The sequence below is a fragment of the Microvirga aerophila genome (assembly GCF_003332305.1).
In the GTDB taxonomy this organism is placed as follows: domain Bacteria; phylum Pseudomonadota; class Alphaproteobacteria; order Rhizobiales; family Beijerinckiaceae; genus Microvirga; species Microvirga aerophila.
The window spans coordinates 1-12156 of sequence record NZ_QOIO01000061.1 but is presented as its reverse complement, the minus strand read 5'-3'; the positions used below and the strand labels follow the sequence as shown (position 1 = coordinate 12156).

Annotated in this window: 12 protein-coding genes; 8 read left to right on the top strand and 4 right to left on the bottom strand. The window is 59.7% G+C overall.

The window, feature by feature from the left end; all coding sequences use genetic code 11:
* The first annotated feature begins 58 nt into the window (after positions 1-58).
* On the top strand, positions 59-1255 hold the full coding sequence (locus DRB19_RS24415) for an MFS transporter (protein ID WP_114188623.1): 1197 nt from the start codon (positions 59-61) through the stop codon (positions 1253-1255).
* A gap of 319 nt (positions 1256-1574) precedes the next feature.
* Here DRB19_RS24415 and DRB19_RS24410 read toward each other — a convergent pair whose 3' ends face one another.
* From DRB19_RS24410 to DRB19_RS24400, 3 genes are all read right to left on the bottom strand, one after another.
* Entirely contained in the window at positions 1575-2759 is a 1185-nt protein-coding gene (locus DRB19_RS24410) for a metallophosphoesterase (protein WP_114188622.1), read from the bottom strand.
* 273 nt (positions 2760-3032) lie between these two features.
* Positions 3033-4229 (bottom strand): MFS transporter, encoded by a 1197-nt coding sequence (locus DRB19_RS24405; protein ID WP_210207527.1) that lies wholly within the window; start codon positions 4227-4229, stop codon positions 3033-3035.
* An 81-nt stretch (positions 4230-4310) separates the two neighbouring features.
* Positions 4311-5366 (bottom strand): alpha/beta hydrolase, encoded by a 1056-nt coding sequence (locus DRB19_RS24400; RefSeq protein ID WP_114188621.1) that lies wholly within the window; start codon positions 5364-5366, stop codon positions 4311-4313.
* Positions 5367-5545: 179 nt separating this feature from the next.
* Between DRB19_RS24400 and DRB19_RS24395 the strand changes: the two genes are divergently transcribed.
* The 7 genes from DRB19_RS24395 (at position 5546) to DRB19_RS24365 (ending at position 11642) form a co-directional block, all read left to right on the top strand.
* Positions 5546-6439 (top strand): LysR family transcriptional regulator, encoded by an 894-nt coding sequence (locus DRB19_RS24395; RefSeq protein WP_114188620.1) that lies wholly within the window; start codon positions 5546-5548, stop codon positions 6437-6439.
* Positions 6440-7029: 590 nt separating this feature from the next.
* A complete protein-coding gene (locus DRB19_RS24390; RefSeq protein WP_147022144.1) occupies positions 7030-7755 on the top strand; it encodes a hypothetical protein in 726 nt (241 codons plus the stop codon).
* A 44-nt stretch (positions 7756-7799) separates the two neighbouring features.
* Positions 7800-8027: a helix-turn-helix transcriptional regulator gene (locus tag DRB19_RS24385; protein WP_114188618.1), complete on the top strand. Its 228-nt coding sequence runs from the start codon at positions 7800-7802 to the stop codon at positions 8025-8027.
* 75 nt (positions 8028-8102) lie between these two features.
* Complete coding sequence (locus DRB19_RS24380) at positions 8103-8291, top strand: hypothetical protein (RefSeq protein WP_114188617.1); 189 nt, start codon at positions 8103-8105, stop codon at positions 8289-8291.
* 1 nt (position 8292) lies between these two features.
* Positions 8293-8625, top strand: coding sequence for a winged helix domain-containing protein (locus DRB19_RS24375; RefSeq protein ID WP_114188616.1), 333 nt, complete (start codon positions 8293-8295; stop codon positions 8623-8625).
* 548 nt (positions 8626-9173) lie between these two features.
* The gene (locus tag DRB19_RS24370) at positions 9174-9974 is read left to right on the top strand and encodes a YdaU family protein (protein ID WP_162815842.1); all 801 of its coding nucleotides are present in this window, start codon (positions 9174-9176) and stop codon (positions 9972-9974) included.
* Positions 9975-10175: 201 nt separating this feature from the next.
* Positions 10176-11642 carry a DnaB-like helicase C-terminal domain-containing protein gene (locus DRB19_RS24365; protein ID WP_162815841.1) on the top strand — a complete coding sequence of 489 codons (1467 nt, stop codon included), beginning with the start codon at positions 10176-10178 and terminating at the stop codon, positions 11640-11642.
* 283 nt (positions 11643-11925) lie between these two features.
* Here the strand turns inward: DRB19_RS24365 and DRB19_RS24360 are convergent.
* The coding region (locus tag DRB19_RS24360) for an integrase core domain-containing protein (RefSeq protein WP_162815840.1) at positions 11926-12156 on the bottom strand (231 nt) is incomplete at its 5' end.

The following is a 12156-nucleotide window of genomic DNA, read 5'->3' as shown; positions in this document are numbered from 1 at the left end:
GCTAACGGCTTCGGGCAGCCGCTGTGTGTTAGGCCAGAAACAGACGAGGATTCCGAGAATGTCTCCTGACCTGCTCTCTCGCCGCACGATCACCTTCGTCAACATCGCGCACGCGCTCGACCACTTTGTCCTTCTGATCTACCCAACAGCCGTGATCGCGATCGCGGCAGAGCAGCAGCTGTCCTATGCCAGCTTGATTGGCCTCTCGACCGGTGCTTTTGTGGCCTTCGGCCTGTTCTCGCTGCCAATGGGCTGGCTTGCAGATCGCCTGGGGCGGCGCAATCTGCTGGGGATCTTTTTCGGCGGGTGTGGGACCGCGTGTTTGGGACTGTCGACAGCCAACTCGCCGACCGCGTTCGGCATCTGGCTCTTCGTGCTCGGGGTGTTCTCGGCGATTTATCATCCGATTGGCTCGACGATGCTTGTGACCCATGCACGCCAACTTGGACGGGATCTCGGGGTCAACGGAGTGTGGGGCAATCTCGGCGCGGCCTTTGCCTCGGGGATCACGGCCCTTCTTTCGACGAGCTTCGGCTGGCGGGTTGCTTTCATTCTGCCTGGCGTTGTTTGTCTTGCCGCCGGAGCTGCCTTCATCAGGCTCGTGCCCGGCGACGGAGATGGTCACGGCAGATCCAGCAGCGCCAAGCCTATCATCCCGGTTACTCGGCCAATGACGCTCTTCCTGCTGTTTGCACTAGCGATCGTGGCAGGCGGCATGACCTTCAACATCACGACCATTGCCCTTCCCAAGATCATTGACGAGCGTGCCGGCGCCTCCCTGCCACTTGTCCTGACCGGATCTCTGGCCACACTCGTGTTTGTCTTCGGGGCACTGACCCAGTTGCTCATGGGGCGGCTCGTTGACCGATTGACGTTGCCGAGGATCTTCGCTGGGCTATCGATTCTGCAGCCGCTCGGGCTTGGCCTCGCGTCTCTGACGACCGGATTACCCATGCTTGGTGGGCTGGTGCTCGCGATGGCAGCGATCTACGGGCAGGTCGTTGTGAACGATGCCATGGTCGCCCGTTACGTTCCAGTCCAGTTCAGGGCTCGGGCTTTCAGCGTGCGCTATTTCCTCGGGTTCACAACGAGTGGTCTGGCCGTCCCACTCATCGCTCTCTTGTATGGGATGAATGGCTTCGGCCTCGTTCTCAGTGCGGCCACCATGTTTGGAACGATAATTTTCCTTTGCTCGATAGGCTTCCTGCTCGCCGCTCAAACGGCACCACACTCATCGGGTCTTCCTGCGGAGTGACGGCTGAGGACTATCACCAGAGCCACTGATAAACCTTGCGCACTCTGCGATACAGCGCCGGTATCGATGCAATGATAAAAATTGACCGGAAGACAGGGCAGCAGACGACGACGGCGACCTTGATGCCCTAGCAAGGGTAACGATGATCATTTCTGCGATGCCACCGGCGCAAAGGCGAGAAGGAAGGTCCAGAGTGGGTCAGGCAGTGAAGCTCGTTCACTGGCAGGAACGTCCGATGTTCCTGCCCAACGCAGAAGTTCGGCCCCGTCCGGAAGGTACCAGAGCTGCCATACCGCTGGGTGGCGTTGTCATCGTCAATTCAGCCTGCGGTGGCCGGAGCAAGCGCCCGCTCTGATCTCGTCGGCGCATGGGCAGGCGGACCATCCTGCGGTGGCGCGTGTCGCAGGGTGACCCGCGTCAGTTCGGACGAGCGCCCGAGCCGTAGCGCGAAGCCGGGCCACAACGCCGTGCCGTTGTTGACGTAGAGCGTCATGCCGCCGACCTGATATTGGCCCGAGACAAAGCCGTTGTTGGCGCGCGCGATCAGCCGGTCCAATCCTGGGATCATGCCACCGTGGGTATGCCCGGAGAGTTGTAGCGCCACGCCGCGTGCAGCTGCTTGGGCCGCGTTTCTCGGCTGGTGGTCGAGCAGGATGATAGGCGTTTTGGACGGCGCGCCCTCAAGAGCGGCCGACAGGTCCGGTGCCGGATGGAAGGATCGGGACGCCGACAGGTCGGTGACGCCGGCCAGCACGAGCGATCCGCCATCACGTTTCAGGACGGTATGATCGTTGGCGAGCGCCTGCATCCCCAGGCTGGCGTACTGGCGCATCCACTCCTCGTAGCCAAAGAAGTACTCGTGGTTGCCGGAAATGATCCAGACCCCGTCCTTCGCATGCAGATCGTGGAGCGGCTCGACGTCGGCCCGCCGTGCGTCGAACGAGCCGTCGATCAGGTCGCCCGTCACCACGATCAGATCGACGCCGAGCGCATTGGAACGCTTCACCAACGCTTGCGTCCATTCCTTGGGAAACAGGCGGCTGATGTGGAGATCGGTCAGTTGCAGAAGCCTGTAGCCGTCGAACTGAGGCGGCAGGCCCGGGATGGCGAACTCGACATCCTTGAGCGGGGGAACACGCGTTGCCTGGTACACGCCGAGGGCCGAGAGCAGCATGGCCGCCGTCGCGGCGGTGTAGCGCACGCTGCCCGGTATGGTTCCGCCACCCCGGACCAGCCGCGCGACCAAGACGGTCACATCGAGTGCGATCTGCATCACCGCCAGGAGAGCGATCGCGCCGAACGCCCAGTTGAACAGGAACACCATGGCGCGTGGGAACTCGGGCGAGAAGACCGAGCCGGACGAAAGGCGGCTCCAGAGATGGTATTGCGATGCCACGAGCACGGCGATGGCAAGGGCAATCTTCCCGCCCGGCGCCCACGGAAGCGGCCACACGAACCGCGCCAGCACATAGAGGGCGGGCAGTGCGAAAGTCAGGTGGAACATGAACGCCCTTGGATCGAGGAGATCGTGACCGGAACGGCCGGTTGGAAGTCCGAATCCCTAGAACGGTCGGCGGGGTCGGCACAGAGCCTGTGGCGCAGTCCCTAAAGATCCGCGGCAGGATTGAGTACTTGGCGCGGCGCTGTCACCTCACGATGTCGAGACCCGTTCGTAGCACCTCTGCTTCAGAGTTCCTGGCCCGGTGCCCGTTCGTGGGGCGGAAGCGAGACGTCGGCAGCAAGACTGCCGACGTCGTTTGCTTGGGCTGCCCGTCTGTCAGGCTGACTGATCCTGGCCAGCTCGCGATGTCAAGAAGGCCAGCAAGGCACCGATCAGCAACAGGAGCGCACTGGCGCCAAAGGCGCTCTGATAGCCGGCGGTATCGAACAGCAGGCCTCCGACGATCGCGCCCAGTGTGATCGCGAGCTGGATCACCGCAACCATGAGGCCGCCGCCGGCTTCGGCGTCCTGCGGGAGGGACTTCGCCAGCCATGTCCACCAACCGACGGGCGCCGCCGTCGCGATGAGACCCCAGACACCCAGCGACGCGGCGGTCGCGGGTACCCGGTCTCCGAACCCGATGAGTGCCACAGCGATGATGGCCATCAGTATGGGAAGCAGGATCAACGTCCCGTAGAGGCCATTCTTCAGGAACCAGCCGATCAGGCTGTTGCCAACGACCCCGGCGATACCGATCCCCAACAGGATGAGCGAGAGCGTCGAAACGCCAACGTTGGTGACGGTTTCAAGGAACGGGCGGACATAGGTGAACAGCGCGAACTGCCCCATGAAGAACAGGCCGACGCCCGCCATGCCCAAGGCGACCAGGGGCCTCTTGAGCACCTTGAACACGTTCGCGGAACCCGGGGTGCGCTCTGCCTTCATCGACGGAAGGCTGATCCATTGCCACACAAAGACGAACACGGCGACGGGAACAACGGCGAAGAAGGCGCCGCGCCAGCCGATGATCGCGCCGAGGAAGCTTCCCAGGGGAGGAGCGATGACAGTGGCCAACGCATTGCCGGCGTTGAAGATCGCCAAGGCCCTCGGCACCTGATCCTTGGGGACGAGCCGAATGGCGATGGCCGCCGACATGGACCAGAAGCCACCGATGACGACACCGATCAGCGCCCTACCAATCATGAAGATCGGGTAGTTCGGCGCAAGGGCCACGATTGTTCCCGAGATCGCCATCACGAGCGTCAGCGAGAGCACGAGGATCTTGCGGTCCAAGCGTCCAGCCAGTGAGGAGATGAAAAGGCTGATGATGACAGCGAATGCGCCGGAGACGGCGATGGCCTGGCCGGCCTGGCCTTCCGTGATCCGGAGATCGGACGCGATCGGCGTCAACAAGCTGACCGGCATGAACTCCGACGCGATGAGCGCGAAGACACAGAGCGTCATCGCGAAGATGGAGCCCCATGAGGCTGTCTCAGCCCCCGCCAGGGCTTCTGCCGTGGTTTCAGCTTGCATCGAGAATAATCCTTGATACGACTGGAAGGCACCCCCGGGAGCCGGGCGTGCCGCGTTGCAACGTCTGTCGCGGCGGAGGTCTTACGAGTTCAGGTTCCCGCGGAAGAAGTCGGTCAGCTTCTCAAACGGGATCAGGTTCACCCGGTCGTAGAGGTCGACATGACCTGCGTTTGGGACGATGTAGAGCTCCCTCGGCTCGCCTGCCCGCTTGTAAGCATCCTCGCTGAACTCCCGCGAATGTGACTTGTCTCCCGTGATGAAGAGCATCGGCCGCGGCGAGATCGTCTCGATGTCGTTGAACGGGTAGAAGTTCACGAACTTCGCCTCCTGGACCATGGCCCGATTTTGGGAGAGTTCTGCCGGCGTGCCTTCCGGCACGGCCTCACCACGGGAGGAGCGATAGAAGTCGTGGAACTCGCGCGTGATGGGGTCGGCATTGGCTGGCAATGTCTTTGGCAGATAGTTGAGCCACTTCGTCTCGCCGCCTTGGAACTCGGCATAACGCTGGTTTGCCGCCGCCGCGATCATCGCCTTGCGCTGCTCGACGGTTTGTGAGTGTCCAAGACCGTTCCTGGTCACGGCGCCCATGTCGTACATGCTGACCGTCGCGATGGCCTTCATGCGCGGGTCGACCTTGGCGGCGTTGATGGCGAAGCCCCCGCTGCCGCAGATGCCAAGCGCCCCAATGCGCTCGCGATCGACGAAGGTTTGCGATCCGAGGTAATCGACGGCCGCGTTGAAGTCCTCGGTGTACACCTCAGGCAGAACCGCATTGCGGGGTTTGCCCTCGCTATCGCCCCAGAAGGACAGGTCGATGGAGAGCGTCACGAAGCCCTGCTCGGCCATCTTGGTGGCGTAGAGATCAGCGCTCTGCTCCTTTACGGCGCCCATCGGGTGTCCGACGACGATCGCGGCCAGCTTGGCGTTCGGCTGCATGTCCTTGGGCGTGAACAGATGGCCCGCCACCTGCATGTTGTACTGGTTGCGGAAGGTCACACTCTTCACGTCGACCCGGTCGCTCTTGTAGAAGTTGGCAGCGCCGTTCGACATGTCCTGAGCCAAGGCCGGAGAGGCACTGACATCGAAGCCGGATACGGATCCCAGCATGATTGCAAGGCCAAGGGCTAGCTCCTTCATCTCAACATCCTTCCTTGATGTTCATTAGGGCCAATCCATCGGGCGGGTGCATCCTTGCAACGCCGGCATGGATCTGGTTCGGACCAAGTTCATCGCTTGGCATGGACATCAATTTAGCGGCTGCCCACTAATAGGATTAGATGCTATGTTCGTCTTGGGCCTATAAGCAGAGATTATGAATGTTTCGGGATAACGTCAGTGATCTGGTCGCGTTCATCACCGTCGCGCGCGAGGGCAGTTTCACCCGGGCTGCGGTTCAGCTCGGTGTCTCGCAGCCGGCCCTGAGCCAGGCCATGAGAGGGCTCGAGGAGCGGCTGGGCTTGCGGCTCCTGAACCGCACCACCCGCAGTGTCGCTCCTACCGAAGCCGGTGAGCGCCTCCTGCGCAGCATCGAGCCACAATTCGCTCAGATCGAGGGAAGTCTCCTGGCGCTCACGGAACTTAGGGACAAGGCATCCGGCATCGTCCGCATCACCTCGACCCAGCATGCGGCCGAGACGCTCCTCTGGCCACGGTTGTCGAAGCTGATGCGCGAGTATCCCGACATCACGATCGAATTGGTCACCGACGAGGGTCTGACCGACATCGTGAGTCAACGTTTTGATGCCGGTGTCCGGGTGGGCGAGTTCGTCGAGAAGGATATGATCGCGGTACGCATCGGGCCGGACATCCGTCAGGCGATTGTCGGGGCGCCGGACTACTTCAGGACGCATCCCCTGCCAAAGCGCCCGGAAGACCTCACCGGGCATCGCTGCATCAACATGCGGCGGGTCACACGAGGCGGGTACTTCCCTTGGGAGTTCGAGAGGCGCGGCCGCGAGATCAACGTGCGCGTCGAAGGCCAACTTGCGATCAACAGCCTGGAGATCGCACGCAGGGCGGCGTTGGACGGAATGGGACTGGCTTACCTGCCCGACAACTTGGTCGAAGATCATGTCAGAGAAGGTAGGCTCGTACGGGTGCTGGAAGATTGGTGCGAACCTTATCCTGGGTATCACCTCTATTACCCGAGCAGCCGTCAGCACGCGCCCGCTTTCGCCGTCGTGCTGGAAGCACTTCGGTTTCGCGGCTGAAGGCAGCAAACCCTTGGTCCGTAGACTCCAGCGGTGGCGGTGCGCTGTCCCTTGAAATGCCCGCTTTGGGTCAGGTACGGTCCTTAAGCGTGACTTTGTGATTGTCTGCTTAGCCCCGAAATGCCGACCATACGGGCTACAGAGACTACAGTAGTCATTATCGATTTGTTGGACGAGACGACTGGAGGGTCGATGCAGCTTCCTATGCGCTTCCAGAAATATCAAATCCAGCATCAAAATTGGGATAAATCACTGAATATGCTTAGTTTAATTGCGATGATCTGGCCTAATACCCTTAGTCCGAGGCACTAGACGCATGGCAAAACCGGCCGCAGCAAACGATGATAACCATTTGGTCCCAAAGTCAGCTCGTAGTGCATTCGTAGCAGAGCAAGGCGACAAAACTCTGCTGAGGATATCCACGAGATATCCACACTTTCAGCAATGTCTTTTTACAATAAGATCAGCGGGTTAACCTCGGCGTACCGAAACCGGCAAAGTAGTTAATGATGCATTAAGACGGCTTTTAACCAGAACAAGTAATCTTCCAAGACACCTAACGAGCCATTTTTGTCACGGAAGATCAATACATGAAAAACACCCTGAATCAGCCCTGGGCGAACATTGCTGTCGCTGCTGCCCCTTGGACTCCTACCGTGGGTGAAGCGACTGCCATAAGCGATCTCAAGGATGCAATTTCCGTCGCTCTGAGCGGAGGATCAACATCCTGCAGCAACACCGGCTCTACCCGATCACGCTACTCAGAGGCATTATGTGCGGTCGGCGAGTTCCTCAGGAAGCTCGGTGTGCCCTCTGTAGAAGCAGACACATTCTATATGCTTGCGGAAGCGATTGGCGACCTTGATGTCGGATCCATTCACTCACTGTTCAAAGACTTGGGGCACCCGCTGCTCAGGGTGTCCAAGCCCGCTAACAAGCCACTCGATATTAGCCAAGTTGCAAGGCAAAGGGCATCTATTGCTCTAGCATTGGTTGCTTTGATTGCAGCTGGTAGGAAGAAGCAGGAAGCAGCGGCGTTCCTTGCAGAAAATCACCCGGAAATACGCACAATTGTCGGGAAGAAGTCGAAAAATCTTAAGTCGACAATCACTGAATGGGACAAGTCCTTTCGAAACAAATCGGTAAAAAATTCAACAGCTCTCCAATTGTATGACTTGCAGGAGCCGAAAGTAGCAGCTCAAATTAAGGGCATTGCGCTCGCATTACGGCAGCAGAAAGCGGAAGAATTGGCGGACCGCGTGGTGAGAGAGGCTTTGGGATTAAGTCTCCATTTCAATCCCAATGAACGTCCCTAATCATTCGTAACACCGGTTAAGCCGGTGATTTCGAAAGGTTAGCGATGACTGTAGTTCTAAGCCATCTCCCGGCGGATCTCTCCCGCCACAAAGTGTTGAACACCGCTGAGGCAGCGGCCTTCCTCAACTTCAGCATTTCCCACTTCCGTCGACTCTACCGCAGCGGTGGAGTGCCCGCCCCAATGCAGCTGAGCACACGGAAACTCGGTTGGAAGACCGGCGACCTCATCGACTGGGTTGCCGCACGTCAGAGCCGTCCCGTGACGGTCTAATCAGCCCCATAGAGCCACGCTCCAAAGGAAAACCCCACACGAAGAGGGCTCCGGCGGGGCTTGAAGGTAATTGATATGCAACAGCCTTTTATCACACGCCGCTCGCGGCGCAAGCCTTCCGCTCGTGTCGAGTTCATCGATCCGCAGCGCAACCTCGAACTGCTAGCTATCCCGGCCGTTCGCGCCATCGTTCGCCGCTCTCGTGTGAGCCCTGTCACGGCGGCCCTACTCGTCGAACTCTCCGGCCTTTCTCGTCAGGTGTAAGATGCTCCAGATCAACTCGTTCCTTCATAATCCTATCGAAGAAATTCGCGGCCATGCGGATGGCTACCGTGAGTTCACGGTTCAGGGCCACGCCGCTTTGGCTCTTCTTCACCTCATGCAAGCCGGTAAGTCGGGGTACGCCCCGACTGGTCTGATGATGCCGGCTTGGCACCAGTTCGTTCGCCAGGTCCGCAAGGCGGGTGCAGTGATCGACACTGTCCGCAGCAACCACTTCGACAAAGCGCATCGTGGTCTCCGCCTTCGCTATGTTCTGCGTAGCGAGATCACCATCACCAGTCTGAAGCTAGCGAAGGGGTACAATCATGCTCCGTAGCCCATCGCGTAAGTCTAAGGCTCTTAGACCGGCGGACATTGCTGCTGCGTTCTGGGGCTGCGGCGACCTCCTGGCACGGGAGACTAATGAACTAGTACGGCTCGGTGTTCCGGTGACTGCCTTGACTGAGCCCTTCCCAGTACGTGTCGGTTATGTAGTCTTCGATGAGCTAGGGTTCCGGTTTAAACCGCGCGGTATCAACGAAGTGGAGGGCGTTCGCGCCTTCCTCTTTCTGATCACCGATAAACACGGTGAAGTATCGGACATTGTGGCCTGGGCACCCATGGTTCGCCGCCTCTCAACATGGCTCAACCGGGCCTCTGCGCTTGGGGAGGAGGCAGTTGGTACGGCTCACCCTTCGTCTCAGAGCGAACTTCGAGTCTGGCCCACTCCTCTCGAGTGGCTCCAAGCAGGTCGCGAGGGGCTCTGTTTCATACGGCCCGCCGCGACAATTCTGCAATTCAGCGCGGGTAACCAGTCTCCCGCAAAGGATGGGGCAGGTGCCCCGAGCTCGGCATCATCGGGCGGATGCGCCGGGAAGAGGTGATATGAGCCACCCCTGGATGCCTTTCTATCCCGGCGATTACCTCGCCGATACAGTGCACCTTAGCGCTCTGGAGCATGGGGTCTACCTCATGCTCAACCTGCACTACTGGCGGCATGAAGGGCTGCCGCCAGAGGATGCAAAGTTGGCGCGTATTAGCCGCGTGCCGTTAGACCAATGGATGGAAATCCGCCCCACCCTAGCCGAATTCTTCGAGCCCGGCTGGCGGCACAAGCGGATCGAGGCGGAACTAACAACGACAAAGGAGAAATACCAGAAGCGCGCCGCAGCAGGTCGGCAGGGTGGCCTCGCGTCGGGTCAGGCAAAGCAAAAGCAAACCAATGCTCAAGCAATGCTTCAGCACGAGGCCAGCAATGGCAAAGCCCAGCTGAACCAACCACAACCACAACCACAATCACATAAAGAAAAGAGTCAGAGCGAGGCTCGCACCCCAGCCGACGTCTCGGACGAGGAGCGCTTCTGGGCCTGTTTGAACGGCCTTGTGGCGAAGGGAGTTAGCCGCGCTCGCTGCATGCAGCTTCTGGAGCTCCAGAGCGGCGACTTCATGGAAGCCAACCGTGTGCTCGACCTGGCAGAGCAGGCGCAGAACTCCGGTGCATATCTGGGCAAGGTGATCCGCAATCTGCAGCAGAGCAGCCGAGCATCTCCGCCTGGCGCCAACCCACATGTGCCGGCCTGGGTGAATGAGAAACGGGCAGCCGGCATTGCAGTGGACCGCGAGGGCAAGCACTGGCGCTGTCAGGGCTATCTCCTGAACGACACTGGCGATGAGGTCGGGTTTTGATCACCGACCGCCTGCGTGAAATTGGGATTAGGGTCCCGAACCGCCGAGGCGAACACCGCACGCAATGTCCGCGGTGCTCGCCAACCCGCCGCAAGAAACTTGATCGATGCCTTTCTGTAAGGATACAAAATGATGGGGCAGTCTTCCATTGCTGGCACTGCGACTGGAGCGGAGGCGTCTCCGACGTTGAGTGCAGCGGCCGTGACGTACGCCGAAACGGTTCGCAAGATCAGCCAGGCGACTTTGGAGCGGCTCGGCGTCGGCTCCGGTGCGGTATTCTTCCCTGAGCTGCACCGCGAAAGCGAGGCGCTTGTGTTCTCATATCGGGCTGCAGGCGAGATGGTGAACTGGAAGGCTGCTGCCTTTCCGGTGAAAGCCTTCACGTCTAAGAAGGGTGGCAAGCTTCAGTTCTGGAATGTCGAGCGTGTGATCGGTTCGGAGACTGTGTTCATCACTGAAGGTGAAATGGACGCGGCCTCTCTGGTCGAGGCCGGCATTCCCGTTGAGCAGGTGATCAGCGTACCCAATGGTGCCCGATCACGTACGTCCGAGGATCCCACGGAGCTGCGGGGCTATGCCTACGTAGAGGACGCACTTCGCAATGGGCTCAGCCGGACGAAGCGCTTCGTCTGCTGTGGTGATAATGACGGCCCCGGCGGTGCGCTTCGTGCCGATCTGGTGCGGCTATTCGGGGCTGCCCGGTTCTACTACGTCGAGTGGCCGGACGGCTGCAAGGACGCCAATGACGTGCTTCGCACCTTTGGTCCGGCAGTGCTCCACGAGCTTGTGACACACCGTGCTCTGCCCTGGCCCGTCAACGGCCTTTATCGCCTCGGTGACCTGCCGGAGCTCCCTCCCCTGACTCTGTGGCACCCTGGCTTCGCCGAATGGGAGAGCAAGGTTCACCTTGCTCCGCGCACATTGAGTGTTGTTACGGGGCACCCAGGGCACGGTAAGACCACGCTGTTCATGCAGATTTGGTACCAAATCTGTCGAGCATACGGTCTAACGGCCGCCATTGCCTCCTTCGAGACGCGGGCCAAGCCGCATCACCGCCGCACGCTCCGGCAACTCCATGCCGGCAAGCTGGAACATGCTATGACGGACCAAGACACACAGGCTGCCGACAACTGGATCAACGATCACTTTCTCTGGCTTCTACATCCCGAGCAGCGACCGTCGCTCGAATGGTTCCTGGACATGGCGGAGGTCACAGTGAGCCGGCACGGCGCACGCATCATCCAGGTCGATCCCTGGAATAGGCTGGAGGCTGCCCGCGATCGCAACGAGACGGAAACTGACTATATCGGCCGTTGCCTGCGCACCCTGCATGCCTTCGCACATGATTTGAACTGCCATGTGCAGGTGCTAGCTCACCCTGCCAAGATGGATGCGAGCCGCAAGGGCAAAGCACCCGAGTTGGAGGATATCTCAGGCTCAAAGAACTGGGACAATATGGTCGACCAGGGCTTCGTGGTGCATCGCCCAAAATTCGTTGATGAGAACGGGCGCAATACCGAGGCCGAGTTCTTCCACCGCAAGTCTCGCTTTGAGGAGCTGGGTTATCCCTGCAAACTCAAGATGGCTTTTGAGCTGAACACCGGCCGGTATCGTTCGGCCGATTACACTATCTATGCCGGGCTCAATCGCCTGCCAATAAACTCGTGAGCAGGGCACAGAGCAATCCCCTCTCTGCCCCTTCAAGCAACGGAGGATGTCAGGCTCAGGACGTTGAGTATGTATGCTGGTCAGAGAGCTATGAGCACATGCCCATTATTAAATGGGCAAAAAATTGGAAATTGGGGAAATCGCGAGAGCCGGTTGGGTACAAGGGTGTCATGGTAAGTGAGAGGCGGCCCAAACAGTGTCTTTTTCCTGAAAGCTGAAGTCAGAGGTGGCTCGGTTTGTCTGAACAGCGTTTCCGGTTCGCTATGTGGAGCCTCTGCGGGGGTTAGGCTGCCGCAAGCTGCGGCAGCGGAGTGAAGTAGGCCAGATCGGGTGTCCTCCGGTCAAGGCTCCAATGGGGCCTCCGGCCATTGTAGAAGGCCAAATACCGACCAATCGAAGCGCGGGTCTCAGCGACACTGTCGTAGGCCCTCAGATACACCTCCTCGTATTTGATGCTGCGCCACAGGCGCTCGACAAAGACGTTGTCGCGCCAAGCCCCCTTGCCATCCATGCT